Origin of the sequence: Synechococcus sp. CCY9202, assembly GCF_034931685.1 — a bacterium.
In the GTDB taxonomy this organism is placed as follows: Bacteria; Cyanobacteriota; Cyanobacteriia; order PCC-6307; family Cyanobiaceae; genus CBW1002.
The window spans coordinates 38,216-53,072 of the sequence record NZ_JAYGID010000137.1; the positions used below are offsets into that span (position 1 = coordinate 38,216).

Consider the following 14,857-nt stretch of genomic DNA (forward strand, 5'->3'; position numbering starts at 1 on the left):
CCAGTGGCTGGGGTGCGCCGTAGTGCATCCCACCAGGCGCAACCTCAGGATGCCAGCAGGGAGCGTGGCGAGAGCAGCAATCGCAGGGCGCTGTGGCCCCAGGGCAGCCCCCGGGACGGCAGGGCCAGCAGGATCACGCCGGCCTTGCGCAGCTCCAGCGCTTCGAGGGGCGCACCGATCAGCCTGGCTGCCAGGGCGCTGAGGTCGGGTTCATGGCCCACCAGACCCAGACGGCTCCAGGCGGGCAGTTCGCCATCGCCAGCCAGGCAGCGCTCCAGCAGGGGTGCGGCATCGGCCTCCGGGGCCAGTTCGGGGGCCTCGAGTGGGAGCGGTGCCAGGCCCAGATCGGCGGCGATGGCGGCGGTCTGGCGGGCGCGCAGCAGCGGACTGGTGAACCACAGCTCGCAGCCCAGGTTCAGGGCGCAGAGGCGCTCCACCACGGCGCGGGTGCGGCGATCGCCCCGTGGGGTGAGGCCGCGTCCCGCGTCGGGCCGGTCCGGTGAACGCTCCTCGGAGATGCCGTGGCGAAGCAGCAGCAGTTCCCGCCCCTCGCTCATCCGGCCAGCTCCAGGCGGGCGCGCAGGCGCAGGGCTTCGCCGTCGGCCTGGGCCGCGAAGGAGGCCCCCTGCACCGGCTCGCTCAGGCGAGTGCCGGCCAGACCGGAGAGGAGCCGCCAGGGTTGCCAGCCCTCGATCCAGTCGCGGGCCGGAGCGGCGGCCATGGCCCGCTGCAGTGGGGCCGAGGGCATCGCCAGGGCGGTGAGCTGCTCCAGACGAGCATGGGGAAGCCCCCGGGCCGACTGCTGCCGGTCGAGCACCGCCAGGTTCTGCCCCCACCAGGCCCAGGCACCGGACTGGCTGCGGGCGCCGGCCAGGGAGGCCTGCAGCTGCCGATCGCCACGACCGTCCGCCAGGCTCAGCCGGGTCCACACCTGCACCGGGTCGGTACCACGGGAGGCGAGTGTCAGAGGCGCCATCACCAGCCCCTGCCGCTCAAGATCGGCCGCCAGGTCGGCGAGAGCGGGTCGGTCGGCCGCTGTGCCCAGCACCCAGCCATCGGCGGTCTCGCTCCAGAGCAGGGGACCGGCATCACGGGTCGCCACCAGGGCCGGCAACGACTCCTCGTCTGATGACCCGGCCAGGGGTGCCAGCGCCGGCGCCAGCGGTGAGGCCAGCAGGCTGGCCGGGTTCTGCAGCAGCAGCAGCTGGCGCGAGGAACCCCGCAGCTGGTTCAGCGGTCCCTCGGGTTCGGCCGGATCGAGCTGCAGGCCCGGCTCCTTCCAGCCCAGCAGGGCATCCACCACCAGAGCGGTGCCCTGGGGCCGCAGGGCGGCCACCAGATCCGTGACACGGCTGTCATCGGCGAGGGAGGCCGGCAGGCCCAGCCAGCGCTGCAGAGCCTCGGGCCGGGCCTGCACCACAACCACGCCCCGTTCAAGCTGCTGCAGCTGCTGCTGAAAGCGGGAACTGGCGGCCTGGTTGAGTTCATCGATCTGGGAGACGTCGAGCGCCTGCTCAAGCACGCCACGGCCCGATCCGATCAGGACCAGGTCATCGTCGATCAGGGCCGTGGCCAGGGGGGCGGGCTCCTGCCCCAGCAGGGCTCCGCGGCCGCTGATCAGGCCCATGCCGCGGTAGCGGCTGATCTGCAGGTCGGTGCCCGCCAGGCTGCGGGTCTGCCAGAAGCGCTGCAGGAAACGGCGAGCGCCCTGGTCATCGCGGCTTCGCAGGGCCAGCAGCCAGCCGGTGTCGCCGGGATCGGCGCCGGTCTCCAGCAGGGCGAGGGTGATCTCGGGGCCGAGCCACTCGGCCAGTTCACCGCTGTAATCGATTCCGGCAGCCGCGAAGGCGCCATCCCGCAGGCGCGCCACAGCCTCGGCTGATGGTCGGCGCTGGCGGGTGGGGGCAACGGCGCGGGCGTAGTCGACCGGTTGGTTGCCATCCGCCAGCAGGTAGAGGGCCAGGGGGGCGGAGCGGGGCACAAAGCGGGCTGACAGCGGCACCACCAGGGGCTGACGCTGGAGCTGGAGGGGGCTGCGCTGCCAGACGAGCCACCAGCCCGCCAGGCCGAGACTCAGCAGCAACACCGCCACCAGCAGCACGACCGCCAGGAAGGGGCGGGCCTTCATGCGCCCTACGCAAGGTGGCCCCATCTTGATGCCAAGCCCCTACCTTGACCGCCCACTCCCCCACGCCATGGCCTCCGCCAGCCCGAGCTCCCTCAGCGCCAGCGAGCTGCAGCAATGGCTGCAGGCGGAACGCCCCCTTCAACTGGTGGATGTGCGGGAGGACCAGGAACTGGCGCTGGCCCGGTTATCCCATCCCACGGTGCATCTACCGCTCAGCCGCTCCCAGGAGTGGCTGGCGGAGCTGCCGCAGCGGCTCGATCCGGAGGCCGACATCGTTGTGCTCTGTCATGCCGGCGTGCGCAGCTGGCAGTTCGGCTGCTGGTTGATGGAGACACAGGGCTATGAACGGGTCTGGAATCTGCGGGGGGGCATCGACGCCTGGAGCGTGCTTGTGGATCCCAGCGTGCCCCGCTACTGATCTCCAGTCTGGCGCAGGCGCTGGAAGCTCTCTAAGAGTTTGCTGAAAAACCCCGTCAAGGACCATTCAGCCCGGGAACGCCTGACTTCGAGCCCAGTGTTCACGGGCGCTGCGCCCAAAGGTAAGGCTTAAGGCATGACGGCCTCGGGACTTTTTCAGCAAACTCCTAAGCTCAACGCCACTCTGACCGGGTCCGTGCCGGCCCCTTCCCGTGGACAGCCTGCCCCGCCGCCAACAGCAGGTGCTTCAAGCCACGGTGAGGCACTACGTCGACACGATGGAGCCGGTGGGAAGCAGCACCCTGGTGCGTCGCTTCGGCCTGCCCGCCAGCCCGGCCACGGTGCGATCGGCCATGGGCGCCCTGGAACAGCGGGGTTTGCTGACCCAGCCCCATACCTCCGCCGGCCGTATCCCCAGCGAGCGGGGCTACCGCACCTATGTGGATCAGCTGCTGCCGGCCCCCGGTGCGGCTGCCCTGCAACTGGAGCGTGAACTCACCGGCCTCAGCCTTCAGTGGGCCAGCCTGGACGACCTGCTGCGTCACCTCGGCCGGCGGCTGGCCGATCTCACCGGGCTGCTCAGCCTGATCACCCGGCCGCAACGGGCCGAGCCGCGGCTCCAGGCGATCCGGCTGATGGGCAGCCACGATCGCCTGCTGGTGTTTCTGGTGCAGGCCCCGGCGGTGGCCACCAGCCTCAACGTGCGCCTTCCGGGCGAAACGGAGCTGGAGTTGCCTGTGCTGGAGCGCTGGGCCAATCAGCAACTGCGCCGGCCGGGGGAGCCCGGCATCTCCTGGGAGCAGTTGCCGCGCGAGCTGCAGCGCAGTGGCCGGGTGCTGCGCCAGGCCCTGGCCAGCCGTGCCAGCAGCGATGCCGATGATGCTGATAACGCCCTCGCGATCGGACTGGGGGGATTGCTTGGACAGCCGGAATTCAGCCGCACCGCCAGCCTGCGGCCACTTGTGCAACTGGTTGAAGAGCGGCCGCGGCAGGTGCTCGGCCCTGAAGGGGATGCGATCTGGATCGGCCGCGAACACCCCCACGTCGCCCTGCATGACTGCGCCGTGGTGCAGGCCAGTTATCGCAGCGGCGACGGTGGCCTGGGCCATGTTGCCCTGATCGGACCGATGCGGATGGCGTACGCCACGGCTCGGGCGACAGTCCGATCGGTAGCCTCGATTCTGCAACGCCTGCTCAGCTGAGGGCTGCGGCTGCCGGATGGACCCTGCCCGCCCCTCTTTCCTCCCGACCCCGGAATGACCTATTGCGTCGGCTTTCTTCTCGATTCGGGGCTGGTCTTCGCATCTGATTCCCGGACCAACGCCGGGGTGGATTACATCTCCACCTACAGCAAGATGCACGTGTTTCAGCCGGCAGAAGACCGGTTGTTCGTGCTCCTGGCCGCCGGCAACCTCGCCACCACCCAGGCGGTGCTGAACCGGATCCACCGTGATCTGCTGGCCAAGGGCGTGAGCACCCCCCCTGGCGTGGGCAGTGGCCCTGCGGTGGGCATCGGCTCCAGCCTGATGCAGCAACCCAGCCAACCACCGCAGGAAACGGAGGTGTTCGCCGATTCCTGCCCCATCAGTCCTGATGCGGCAACCGGCTCCACGGCACCGGCTGCCGGACCGCTCGCTGCCTGGGCTTCTGATTTCGCCTCGGTGACCAGCTCCGTCAAAGCCGGGAACCCGTCCTCCCGGGCGGCAGCGGACTGGGAGGGATTGGACCGGCAGGCAGTGGATCGCGCGGCAGTGGGTCGGGAGGGAGTGGATCGAGAGGCCGTGGGTCTGCGGGACTCATCCCTACCCGACCTGCTCAGCGCCCGCTTCCTGTTTGAAGCGGCCGACTATGTGGGTCGCGTCAGCGTGGCGGTTCAGCAGGAATACGGCCATACCCTGCGGCAGTCGGGAGCCAGTGCCGAAGCCAGCTTCATCCTGGGCGGCCAGATCCGCGGTGACCGCCATGGCCTGGTTCTGATCTACCCCCAGGGCAACGCGGTGATGGCCACCCGCGAAACCCCCTTCCTGCAGATCGGTGAAAGCAAGTACGGCAAGCCTCCGCTTGATTTCGTGGGGCATTGCGGCCTGTCCCTCGAGGATGCGGCGCGGCTGTGCCTGATTTCCCAGATCATCACGCGACGCTCCAACCTCACGGTGGGCCCCCCGTTTGAGGTGGCCCTGATGCCCCGTGACGAGCTTCGGATCTCGCGCCGCATCAAGCTCTCCAAGGGGGCACCGGAGATCGGCCGCTCGATGGACATCTGGGCCCGCAGCATGCAGGACGGCCTGCGCCGCCTGCCGCGTTTCGCCTGGGAAGAGGATCCCCTCTGACTCAGCCCTCGAGCCTGCCGCCCAGCTTGTCGGCCACGGTGTTGACGTCTTTGTCGCCGCGGCCTGAGAGGTTGAGCACCACCTCCGTTCCGGGGGCAAGGGTGGGGCAGAGGGTCTCGAGCCAGGCGAAGGCGTGGGCGGTTTCGAGGGCCGGAATGATCCCCTCGAGTTCACACACCAACTGCAGCGCCCGCAGGGCTTCGGCGTCCGTCACGGCACCGTATTCGGCCCGGCCGATCTCCTTGAGGTAGCTGTGTTCGGGGCCCACTCCCGGGTAGTCGAGGCCGGCGCTGATCGAATGGGCCTCCTGGACCTGGCCTTCGCTGTCCTGCAGCAGCAGGCTCATGGCGCCATGCAGCACCCCGACGCGCCCTTCAGTGATCGTGGCGGCGTGGCGACCCGTGGCCACACCGTCGCCGGCGGCCTCCACCCCGATCAGGCGCACGGAGATGTCCTCCACGAAGGGGTGGAACAGGCCCATGGCATTGGAGCCCCCGCCCACGCAGGCGATCAGCACGTCCGGCAGGCGACCGAAGGCCTCCTGGCACTGCGCCTTCGCCTCCCGGCCGATGCAGGCATGGAAGTCGCGCACCAGCATCGGATAGGGGTGCGGCCCCGCAACCGAGCCGAGGATGTAGTGGGTCGTCTCCACGTTGGTGACCCAGTCGCGGATGGCCTCGCTGGTGGCGTCCTTGAGGGTGGCGGTACCCGCGGTGACGGGTTGCACGGTGGCCCCCAGCAACCGCATGCGGAAGACGTTCAAAGCCTGGCGGCGCATGTCTTCGGCGCCCATATAGATCACACACTCCAGGCCGAAGCGGGCACAGACGGTGGCGGTGGCCACGCCATGCTGGCCGGCGCCGGTCTCGGCGATGATCCGTTGCTTGCCCATGCGCAGGGCCAGAAGTGCCTGCCCGAGGGCGTTGTTGATCTTGTGGGCGCCGGTGTGGTTGAGGTCTTCCCGCTTCAGCCAGAGGCGCGGACCGCCTTCGGGACGGGCGTAGTGGGCCGTGAGTCGTTCGGCCTCGTAAAGGGGCGTGGGCCGGCCCACGTAGGTGCGCAGCAGGTGATTCAGCCGATCGGTGAAGCCTGGATCGGCCCAGGCTTCGGCCGCCGCCTGCTCCAGTTCCGCCAGGGCCGGCATCAAGGTTTCGGGCACGTACTGGCCGCCATACCGCCCGAAGCGACCGGCCGGGGTGGGCCGTGCCGACGGGTCGAGGGCCGTGGCATCGGGCTGCCCCGGGGCTGGGGTCTGCGCTGACAGGGTGCTGGTCACCGGCGGCTGGACGGGGTGATCCCAGCGTAGGAAGCCGTGCTCAGGGCGGTGGCGGCGGCGCCACCGGCCAGCCGGGCGGTTCATCGATACGCAGCCAGTCCGGCTCGAGGGTGCAGTCGGCTGCTCCGGACACGGAGGAACGGAGGCTGTCGGGTCGCAACGGCGCCTTGCGGCAGAGAGCGGCGGCAGGTTCGCCCTGCAGGCCGATCCGCAGCATTTCCAGCTGCAGGGGGGGAAGATCCACGGTGGGGGCGTTGGCGGAGTGGAAGGGCGGTGCGCTGGAGTGGGTGGTAGCGAAGGATGGAGCCATGGCCAAGGGGGGCTGGACCGAATTCAGCAGTGGCGGCAGCCGGCCGGAAAGCCTGCAGCGCGCTGGTGCGGGGGATGCCGCCGCTCAGCCACGTGCCCAGCAGCGGGTGCGGGTGCAACGCACCAAAGCGGGCAAGGGCGGCAAGCTGGTGACCGCCATCACCGGGCTGGAGATCGGCGAGGCTGAAAGCAGGACCCTGCTGAAGCAGCTGAAGGCCTCCGCCGGTACCGGCGGCACCCTCAAAGATGGCGTGATCGAACTCCAGGGCGATCAGGTGGCCGCGGCTCTTTCCGCCCTTGAGCAGGCTGGTTTTCGGCCGAAGCAGGCAGGGGGATGACGCGAGCAGGGCCCCAAGCAGGGCCCCTAGGGTTGTGAGATCTCAGAGATTCCGCTGTCTTACCGATGCAACTCTCGATGGTTGATGCGTCGGTGCTGCCGCTGACGCGGACGCTGACCAATCTCGCCGCCGTGCTCGCCAAGGGGCAGGCCCACGCGGAAGCCCACAGCATCGATCCGGCGGTGCTGCTGCAGAGCCGCCTCTATCCCGACATGTTCCCCCTGGTGCGTCAGGTGCAGATCGCCTCGGACATCGCCCGCCGAGGGGTCGCCCGGCTGGCCGGATCCGAAGCGCCAGCGGTGGAGGACAGCGAAACCAGTTTCGCCGAACTGATCGAGCGGCTGCAGCACACGATCACCTTCATCGAAAGCGTGCCGACGGAACAGCTGAACGGCTCGGAAGAACGGCTGATCACAGTGCCGATCGGCCGCGATCAGACGATCACGATGCCGGGCTGGCCCTTTCTGAGCAGCTTCGTGCTGCCGAACGTCTATTTCCACGTCACCACCGCTTACAACATCCTGCGCCACAACGGTGTGGTCCTCGGCAAGCGCGATTTCCTGGGCGCATCCTGAAATCTTCGCCTCCAGCCCATTGCCATCGACACGATGCCTCTCCATGGGGTGGGCAAGGGTCCTGAGGCGCCCAGGCCAGGCTCAGATCTGAACGGCCACCGACACCTCCGCCAGGGAAACGGCGCCTGGATCGGGGTGGCCGACGCTCCTGGCGCCATGGGATCGGGCTCGACCCAGTCGGGGCAACAGCTCGGCTGTGGCCTGGGCAGCATGCACTGCGCAGTTGGCCGCCTCAGACCAGGCCCTGGCAGCCGACTCCCCTTGGGCGATACCGCTGCTCAACCGTTCCGAGAAAGGGATCAGGGCATCGACCAGGGTCTTGTCGCCAGCCTGGGCCTTGCCGAGATTCCGAATGGCGCCAAGAGCGGCGGCGACGGCTCCGGCCAAGGCGGTTGGATCCAATCGATCCGCCGCGGCGAGGGCATTGCCGGCAGCCGCCAGACCAATGCCCCAGAGGGCACCGGAGCTGCCGCCGCCCTGCTCAGACCAGGCCTCTCCGGCTTCCAGCAGGACACGGGCCACGCTGCCCTGGTCGTCCACCGCCCGCTGGGCAGCAGCCACCGCCCCACCGACGCCCCGCACCATGCCCAGGCCATGGTCGCCGTCTCCTGCGATGGCATCGAGCTGGCCCAGCTCCTGGTGGCTCGCCTCCAACGCTGCCTGGGCCTTCTGGAGGCCCTCCAGCACCCGACGGGCCCAGATCAGCTGATCCCCCTGGCCAGCTGGACTGTCGCACGCTGATGCCGGCGGAATCGGGGCAGGAGTGTCTGCCTCCCGTTCCGGAGCGGTCGTCGGGCCGAGTGTCGGATGGCCGCGTTGGAAAGCAGCGCTGTCGGCTGGGGCTTGCCAGAACGGCTCGAGCTCATCGTCGAGCCAGAAGAGACTGAGAGACAGCCCGGCCATCTCCAGGCTGGTGACCAGTTCGCCACATTCGGCATCGACGATCCGCACGCCCCTGGCCTCAAGATTGCTTGCCACCGCATCGAAGAGGCTGAACAGCTCCTCGTATTTGAACCCGCCCAACCCGTTGAGCACCACCACCACCCGAGCCTCCTGGGGCGGTATGTCATCCGGGCTTTCCGCCAGCAGCGCAGCCACCAGCAGCTCCGCCAGTCCGGCAGCGTCGGGGAGAGGACGCTCCTCCAGCCCCGGCTCGCCGTGCACGCCCAGCCCCACGGCCATGCGACCCGCCGGCACAGAGAACAAGGGAGACTCCGCCCCCGGCAGGGTGCAGCCGCTGAAGGCCACACCGAGGGTTCGGGTGCGGGCATTGGTCCGCCGGGCCAGCCTCTCCACCGCATCCAGGTCCAGGCCTGCTTCGGCAGCCGCACCGGCCACCTTGTACACCGCCAGCCCGCCGGCAATGCCACGGCGCTGATTCATGGCGGAGGGCGGGGCACTGGCGATGTCATCACTCACCGCCACAATGCGCACGTCGTGGCCCTCGGAACGCAGGCGTTCCGCCGCCAGGCCGAACTGCAACATGTCGCCGGTGTAATTCCCGAAAGTGAGCAGGAAACCAGCGCCCCGATTCACCTCACGGCTCACACTGACGATCTGGCCAGCCGACGGCGACGCGAAGATGTTGCCGCAGGCGGCACCGGCGGCCATGCCCATCCCGACAAAGCCCATGAACGCGGGATAGTGGCCGGACCCACCGCCGGTCACCACGGCCACCCGTCCCCTGACGAGGCCTGAGGCACGCACGACACCACCCGCCACGGCCCGCACCCGGCGGCGATTCGCAGCCACGAACCCAGCCTTGGCCTGTACCGCAAAGCGGCCGGGATCGGTGATCAGGTGCGTCATGCTCTGAGACCCCGAATGGGGCCGTCCGGATCGTCAGCATCAGCATGGACCCTGCTGCTGTTGCGGCCCAGGAGTTTCATGACAGCGTCATGCTGTACCACCCATCTCACTACCCAGGACCATCGGGACGGTGCCGAACGCCGCGGTCACTCACAGGCCGTGAGGCCGTCGTAGCGACCGTGGCGGGGGTGGGCAGGATGATCACGGCCGGCAGCGACGTAGAGCCGCTGGAGGATCAGAGAGGGGACTGGCTCAAACAGGCCTAGATGGCGAAGGTAGGAAATGAGGGCATGAACCATCCGGCAGCTCACACAGGTCGACCTCATTCCAATCAGACCATCGGACGACGTCTGTATGAAAATCATCCAAAAGGCCTGGTGAAATCCAGATCTGTAGTGATTGATGCCAGCAAGACGCGTCGATCAATCGATAGTCAGGAGTTCGCAACTGACATCAGGCCATGATCCAATGGCACGGCCTGATGCGGTAGCGGACATCACGACAACCGTTGTTCATGACTGCGAACCAAGACACAATGATCTCTGCATTGCTGGCTGCCAAAAAAGCCAAGGGAATGAGCTTTGCCGACCTGGGCGCCAAGCTGGGCCGCGACGAAGTCTGGGTAGCCTCCCTGTTTTATCTCCAGGCCACCGCCTCGGCGGACGAGGCAACCCAACTGGGTGAGCTGCTGGACCTGGATGCGGAAATCATCGCTGCATTGCAGGATTTCCCTACCAAGGGATCGCTGGATCCGGTGATTCCCACTGATCCATTGATCTATCGTTTTTACGAGATCATGCAGGTGTACGGCATGCCACTCAAGGATGTGATCCAGGAGAAGTTTGGCGATGGCATTATGAGCGCGATCGACTTCACCTTGCACGTGGACAAAGAAGCCAATCCCGCCGGGGACCGAGTGAAGATCACCATGTGCGGCAAGTTCCTGCCTTACAAGAAGTGGTGATCCAGGCGCTGCGCGTGCCCACCGGCCGAATCAGCCAGTAACGAAAAAGGACCCGTCGCAATGCGACGGGTCTGATCGTTGGAGAGCTTGCTGATTGTTGAAAGCCGTTGAGAAAGTCGACTTTTAAATCAGCTTACCCAGATCATCAACGTGCGCCAAGCTCGGCAGCCAACTCACGCTCAAGCTTCTCATCATGCACCGTGGGCAGCACATTGCTGACCGTTGTGCGATGGGTGCTGTAGAAGAGCATACCGATGAACACCATCCCACCAACAATATTTCCCATGGTGACAGGCAGGTAATTCCAAAATGCAATCTGTCCGAAACTTACGCCAGAGCCCAGAAGAGGCCCTGTGGTGTGCAGGAACATGTTGACCACGATATGTTCCATACCGAGAGCCTGGAACGCCGTAATTGGCAGCCAGCAGGCAAGGATCTTTCCAGGAACACTTTTGCTGACGAGCGCCAGTGTGACACCAAGGCAGACCAACCAGTTGGCAATAAGGCCTCGGACAAAGGCAAGAAAGAAACCAAGGACACCGAGGGACTGATACTTGACGATCACGTTGGCTTTATTCAGGCCGATGATCTTGTTGGCGACCGCAACCCAATCCCCTGACCCTGCAGCCAGATCTGCAGTTCCACCACTGGTGAGGCTGATGGCAAACAGGATGCCCACCAAGCCTGTACCGAGGAAATTGCCGATCCAGACCCAGATCCAGTTCCGGATGGTTTTGCTCCAAGTGGTCTTACCTGCCCAGACCGCCATAGGAAGCAAGGCAAAGTTACCGGTGACCAGTTCCATGCCGAACAACACGATACTGGCGAATCCGAAAGGAAAGATCAGAGACCCGATCCACGGTATTCCGGTCTGAACCATGATCGTGAGGGCAAGGCACAAGGCCAGACCGAGAACGGATCCGGAGTAGAAACCTCGCAGCAACAGATTCTTGATACTGACGCCGGATTTCTTGCCGCCGGCAGCAATCATGCCGTCAACGAGTTCATTTGGTAAGACGTAATCCATCTTTGAGGTGCTACTGAATTGGAACTGGGAACGAAAGAGTTAGGCGCCTCAGCCACGGATGGCGTTGATGAAGCAACCGATCAGCCCACTACCTGGACGGTGGCCTGCCTGGACAACCCTGTCGGGTGCCATGAAGTGATGGCCATGGGAAGAGAAAAAGCAGCTGTGGAATCAAGTTGGCGCCAACTAAGCAGAGCCTGCCGGTAGGGCCCCAGGGGAATGGACGATGAGACTACGCCTCAGTCAAGATGTCCAGCCAGAGGGAGCACTTCAACAGGGAAGGTACTGGAACAAGACAGACGACGAAGAAGCGAGAAGCATTCACTGCCCCGAGGGGTGGACGCAATAACGTCCAATGTTGACCTGTCGGAAACAAGCGAGGTCAACAGAACTTGTATAGGTGCTGCCAGAACGAAGTGTTGTGACAGATGCTACAGAAGATCAATCCTGGCTGCCCAGGGGCTTCGGAGCTCGTGGCACAACCGTGCTGATCGTCTCCCATAGAGGTGCCGGCCTGAAAAGTCACAGAGTGGGCAATGTGTGCGCAGCGCCGCTTCCCCATCAAGCATTCCGAGCCCGTCGCGTTAAAGGCTTGTCAGCGATCTGACGGCTGCGACGAGGTCCTGATTCCCTTGATAGACAGATGAATGTGGACATGGGGAGAGTGAACACCCTGAGCTTTTCAACGACAAGACCGCGTCGGCCAGATCATGGCCAGGGTGAATTTCCTGCATAGCTGATCTCTCCTGAATGGTTGACTCTGGGCTTCATCCAACCTCGATTCCCAGCCCACGCACAGCTCACCCCCGGACTGGGAATGCTCAAGCAGTGAGTCACTGGCATCAGTGCATTTCAGAGGTCTTTCGGTCGAAAGTCCAGACCGAATCCGAAGCGAGTCTCACGGGCCCTGCAACCTGGCCATCCCGATCACCCGCGCCTCAAGCCATCCATTCCACCAAGCCTCCACCTGGGTGCCGCCGGTCCGGATGGATGATCAGGGCCTCTCCCGCCACAGGCGGGAGGCTTGCCGCTCTTCCAGCCCTCCCCCATGCTTCGCCTCGCCCAAGCCCTCGACAGCCTGCTGTGTGCGGCAATGGAGCGGGCGTTTCCGCAGGCCGCCGCCGAGGCCCGTGCAGATGGCCGGCGCCTGGATCCCCAGTTGGCAGCAGCCAGCAAGCCCGAATTCGGTGATTTCCAGGCCAACGGCGCCCTGCCCCTGGCCAAGCCCCTGAAGCAGCCGCCCCGCACCATCGCCACGGCGATCGTGAACGAACTGGCGGCGGATCCAGCCTTCGCGGAACTCTGCCTGGAGCCCCAGATCGCCGGGCCCGGCTTCATCAACCTCACCCTGCGCCCTGAGCGGCTCACGGCCGAGGTGGCGGCCCGTCTTGGGGAGCCCCGCCTGGGCGTTCCCGCGGCTGCGGAGGTGGGCGGAGGCCAAGCCGGCGGAGCGCCAGCGACTCCGGTGGTGGTCGACTTCTCCAGCCCCAACATCGCCAAGGAGATGCACGTGGGGCATCTGCGCTCCACGATCATCGGCGACTGCCTCGCCCGGGTGCTGGAGTTCCGTGGCCACCCGGTGCTGCGCCTCAACCACGTGGGCGACTGGGGCACCCAGTTCGGCATGCTGATCACGCATCTCAAGCAGGTGGCCCCCGAGGCGCTGATCACCGCCGATGCGGTGGACCTCGGCGATCTGGTGGCCTTCTATCGCCAGGCCAAGCAGCGCTTCGACGACGACCCCGTCTTCCAGGCCACGTCCCGCGAGGAGGTGGTGAAGCTGCAGGGGGGAGATCCGGTCTCGCTGAAGGCCTGGGGGCTGCTCTGCGACCAGAGCCGCCGGGAATTCCAGAAGATCTACGACCGGCTCGACATCCGCCTCAGCGAACGGGGCGAATCCTTCTACAACCCCTATCTCGAGGCCGTGGTGACCGACCTGGAGACCACCGGACTGCTGGTGACCGACGACGGCGCCGGCTGCGTGTTCCTGGAGGGGGTGAGCGGCAAGGACGGGAAGGCCCTGCCGGTGATCGTGCGCAAGAGCGACGGCGGCTTCAACTACGCCACCACCGACCTGGCCGCCATCCGCTACCGCTTCGCCGAACCCCCCGCCGGCGATGGCGCCCGCCGCGTGATCTACGTGACGGATGCGGGCCAGGCCAGCCATTTCGCCGGCGTGTTCCAGGTGGCCCGGCGCGCCGGCTGGATCCCCGCAGACGGGCGGCTGGAGCATGTGCCCTTCGGCCTGGTGCAGGGGGACGACGGCAAGAAGCTCAAGACCCGTGCCGGCGACACCGTGCGCCTGCGGGATCTGCTCGATGAAGCGGTGGAGCGGGCAGGCGCCGACCTGCGCCGTCGCCTGGAGGAGGAGGGGCGCCACGAGGAGGAAAGCTTCATCACCCAGGTGGCCACCACCGTGGGACTGGCGGCGGTGAAGTATGCCGACCTCAGCCAGAACCGCACCACCAACTATCAGTTCAGCTTTGATCGGATGTTGGCGCTGCACGGCAACACCGCCCCCTATCTGCTCTATGCCGTGGTGCGGATCGCCGGCATCGCCCGCAAGGGCGGCGACCTGGCAGGCAAGGCGGAGGCCTCCAGCCTGCAGTTCAGTGAGCCTCAGGAGTGGGCCCTGGTGCGAGAACTGCTGAAGTTCGACGCGGTGGTGGCCGAGGTGGAGCAGGAGTTGCTGCCCAACCGGTTGTGCAGCTATCTGTTCGAGCTCAGCCAGGTGTTCAACCGCTTCTATGACCAGGTGCCGGTGCTCAAGGCTGAGGAGGGCGCCCGCCCTGGACGCCTGGCGCTCTGCCGCCTCACGGCCGACACCCTGCGGCTGGGGCTGGGGCTGCTGGGAATTCCGACCCTGGAGCGGATGTGAGCGCTCCTGGCAGCAGGTCATCCGGCCTCTCCCAGCGGCGCCCAATCGGCGCAGGGACGGAAGCGGCTGAATCAATCCAGCCAATTAGGGCCTCCTGAGAAAGTAAGAACCACCCCCAGGGCAACAATATGGGGAGGGCCGGCTGACCTCTGAGTGTTGCTCAGGCTGAAGCCGGTTGATTGCTCAGGAGTCGCTCCTCGCCTCTTCGGATGGATTCAGTGCCGATCAGTAGCTGAAACAAGAAGGCAAAAAGGACAACAAGAAGCTCCAGCAGCTTCTCGAGGTTCATCACCAGTACAGCCAATGCAATGGCTGATCCTTGGGTGGCAGCGAGCTTCTCACGAATCAAACCCAATCCAAACCGCCGCTTCCCCTGTCCGATTTTGCCTTCGACCGCGTTACGTTGCCGTTGATCATCAAGAAACTGTCTCTTCTCTTCTGCCACAAGCTCAGGATCGCTCTTGGGCCGACCAAGGCGAGGTCCACTCAGGCGAATCCCATGATGCTGACAGAAAGCGCGGTTCGCTCGAGTCCGATAGATCTGATCGGCACAGATCACTTCTGGATAATGACCATGACGACGGCGATAGGCTCTTGCCTGAGCCTTTAGGTCTTGCCCTTCGTTGTAGGGGTCGTAGCTCAGGCGATCCAGGTAGGTAAACCCATCACCGGTGACTGCAATGGAGATCTTGGCTCCGAATTCGACATTGCATCTGGCCTTGCCACGAACAATTGGCCGGATGTGAGCTTGGAAGAGACTCACGATCCGATCTGGGATGCTTCTGCTGTCTGAGTGGTAGAGAATC

Annotated in this window: 13 protein-coding genes and 2 pseudogenes; 7 read left to right on the forward strand and 8 right to left on the reverse strand. The window is 65.8% G+C overall.

Going from position 1 to position 14,857, the window contains the following annotated elements; translation table 11 throughout:
* Window positions 1–44: 44 nt before the first annotated feature.
* Together VB777_RS16745 and VB777_RS16750 are read right to left on the reverse strand one after the other, a co-directional pair.
* Window positions 45–557, reverse strand: a complete 513-nt coding sequence (locus tag VB777_RS16745; RefSeq protein ID WP_323250368.1) for a SixA phosphatase family protein — start codon at window positions 555–557, stop codon at window positions 45–47.
* Complete coding sequence (locus VB777_RS16750; RefSeq protein ID WP_323250370.1) at window positions 554–2,128, reverse strand: DUF3352 domain-containing protein; 1,575 nt, start codon at window positions 2,126–2,128, stop codon at window positions 554–556. Before VB777_RS16750 ends, VB777_RS16745 begins: the two co-directional genes overlap by 4 nt.
* Window positions 2,129–2,195: 67 nt before the next feature.
* Here VB777_RS16750 and VB777_RS16755 point away from each other — a divergent pair, with 67 nt between their 5' ends.
* From VB777_RS16755 to VB777_RS17530, 3 genes and pseudogenes are all read left to right on the forward strand, one after another.
* Entirely contained in the window at window positions 2,196–2,546 is a 351-nt protein-coding gene (locus tag VB777_RS16755) for a rhodanese-like domain-containing protein (protein WP_197158564.1), read from the forward strand.
* A 211-nt stretch (window positions 2,547–2,757) separates the two neighbouring features.
* Window positions 2,758–3,747, forward strand: coding sequence for an HrcA family transcriptional regulator (locus tag VB777_RS16760; RefSeq protein ID WP_231598050.1), 990 nt, complete (start codon window positions 2,758–2,760; stop codon window positions 3,745–3,747).
* A gap of 726 nt (window positions 3,748–4,473) precedes the next feature.
* A pseudogene (locus tag VB777_RS17530) lies at window positions 4,474–4,875 on the forward strand (20S proteasome subunit A/B); the annotation flags it as partial.
* Window position 4,876: 1 nt separating this feature from the next.
* Here the strand turns inward: VB777_RS17530 and trpB are convergent.
* Together trpB and VB777_RS16775 are read right to left on the reverse strand one after the other, a co-directional pair.
* A complete protein-coding gene (trpB, locus tag VB777_RS16770) occupies window positions 4,877–6,139 on the reverse strand; it encodes a tryptophan synthase subunit beta (RefSeq protein ID WP_323250388.1) in 1,263 nt (420 codons plus the stop codon).
* 52 nt (window positions 6,140–6,191) lie between these two features.
* Entirely contained in the window at window positions 6,192–6,461 is a 270-nt protein-coding gene (locus VB777_RS16775) for a hypothetical protein (RefSeq protein ID WP_197158563.1), read from the reverse strand.
* Between VB777_RS16775 and VB777_RS16780 the strand changes: the two genes are divergently transcribed.
* Window positions 6,460–6,798 carry a translation initiation factor gene (locus tag VB777_RS16780; RefSeq protein WP_197158562.1) on the forward strand — a complete coding sequence of 113 codons (339 nt, stop codon included), beginning with the start codon at window positions 6,460–6,462 and terminating at the stop codon, window positions 6,796–6,798. The two genes, VB777_RS16775 and VB777_RS16780, sit on opposite strands and share 2 nt — an antisense overlap.
* Window positions 6,799–6,863: 65 nt before the next feature.
* The gene (locus tag VB777_RS16785) at window positions 6,864–7,373 is read left to right on the forward strand and encodes a DUF1993 domain-containing protein (RefSeq protein WP_323250372.1); all 510 of its coding nucleotides are present in this window, start codon (window positions 6,864–6,866) and stop codon (window positions 7,371–7,373) included.
* An 81-nt stretch (window positions 7,374–7,454) separates the two neighbouring features.
* Here the strand turns inward: VB777_RS16785 and VB777_RS16790 are convergent, their stop codons facing one another.
* Together VB777_RS16790 and VB777_RS16795 are read right to left on the reverse strand one after the other, a co-directional pair.
* The gene (locus VB777_RS16790) at window positions 7,455–9,182 is read right to left on the reverse strand and encodes a dihydroxyacetone kinase family protein (protein ID WP_323250374.1); all 1,728 of its coding nucleotides are present in this window, start codon (window positions 9,180–9,182) and stop codon (window positions 7,455–7,457) included.
* Window positions 9,183–9,328: 146 nt separating this feature from the next.
* Window positions 9,329–9,481: a hypothetical protein gene (locus VB777_RS16795; RefSeq protein ID WP_197158559.1), complete on the reverse strand. Its 153-nt coding sequence runs from the start codon at window positions 9,479–9,481 to the stop codon at window positions 9,329–9,331.
* 215 nt (window positions 9,482–9,696) lie between these two features.
* Here VB777_RS16795 and cynS point away from each other — a divergent pair, with 215 nt between their 5' ends.
* Window positions 9,697–10,146, forward strand: a complete 450-nt coding sequence (cynS, locus tag VB777_RS16800; RefSeq protein WP_197158558.1) for a cyanase — start codon at window positions 9,697–9,699, stop codon at window positions 10,144–10,146.
* Between the two features lie 145 nt (window positions 10,147–10,291).
* Here the strand turns inward: cynS and VB777_RS16805 are convergent, their stop codons facing one another.
* Complete coding sequence (locus VB777_RS16805) at window positions 10,292–11,173, reverse strand: formate/nitrite transporter family protein (protein ID WP_197158557.1); 882 nt, start codon at window positions 11,171–11,173, stop codon at window positions 10,292–10,294.
* A 1,048-nt stretch (window positions 11,174–12,221) separates the two neighbouring features.
* Here VB777_RS16805 and argS point away from each other — a divergent pair.
* A complete protein-coding gene (argS, locus tag VB777_RS16810; RefSeq protein WP_323250377.1) occupies window positions 12,222–14,051 on the forward strand; it encodes an arginine--tRNA ligase in 1,830 nt (609 codons plus the stop codon).
* A 243-nt stretch (window positions 14,052–14,294) separates the two neighbouring features.
* Here argS and VB777_RS16815 read toward each other — a convergent pair.
* A pseudogene (locus VB777_RS16815) lies at window positions 14,295–14,857 on the reverse strand (transposase); the annotation flags it as partial.

Bases quoted from the DNA above. Each gene is read 5' to 3' on its own strand.
- VB777_RS16745 (WP_323250368.1), bottom strand. From the start codon at position 557: ATGAGCGAGGGGCGGGAACTGCTGCTGCTTCGCCACGGCATCTCCGAG.
- VB777_RS16750 (WP_323250370.1), bottom strand. From the start codon at position 2,128: ATGAAGGCCCGCCCCTTCCTGGCGGTCGTGCTGCTGGTGGCGGTGTTG.
- VB777_RS16755 (WP_197158564.1), top strand. From the start codon at position 2,196: ATGGCCTCCGCCAGCCCGAGCTCCCTCAGCGCCAGCGAGCTGCAGCAA.
- VB777_RS16780 (WP_197158562.1), top strand. From the start codon at position 6,460: ATGGCCAAGGGGGGCTGGACCGAATTCAGCAGTGGCGGCAGCCGGCCG.
- VB777_RS16775 (WP_197158563.1), bottom strand. From the start codon at position 6,461: ATGGCTCCATCCTTCGCTACCACCCACTCCAGCGCACCGCCCTTCCAC.
- VB777_RS16785 (WP_323250372.1), top strand. From the start codon at position 6,864: ATGCAACTCTCGATGGTTGATGCGTCGGTGCTGCCGCTGACGCGGACG.
- VB777_RS16790 (WP_323250374.1), bottom strand. From the start codon at position 9,182: ATGACGCACCTGATCACCGATCCCGGCCGCTTTGCGGTACAGGCCAAG.
- VB777_RS16795 (WP_197158559.1), bottom strand. From the start codon at position 9,481: ATGGTTCATGCCCTCATTTCCTACCTTCGCCATCTAGGCCTGTTTGAG.
- cynS (WP_197158558.1), top strand. From the start codon at position 9,697: ATGACTGCGAACCAAGACACAATGATCTCTGCATTGCTGGCTGCCAAA.
- VB777_RS16805 (WP_197158557.1), bottom strand. From the start codon at position 11,173: ATGGATTACGTCTTACCAAATGAACTCGTTGACGGCATGATTGCTGCC.
- argS (WP_323250377.1), top strand. From the start codon at position 12,222: ATGCTTCGCCTCGCCCAAGCCCTCGACAGCCTGCTGTGTGCGGCAATG.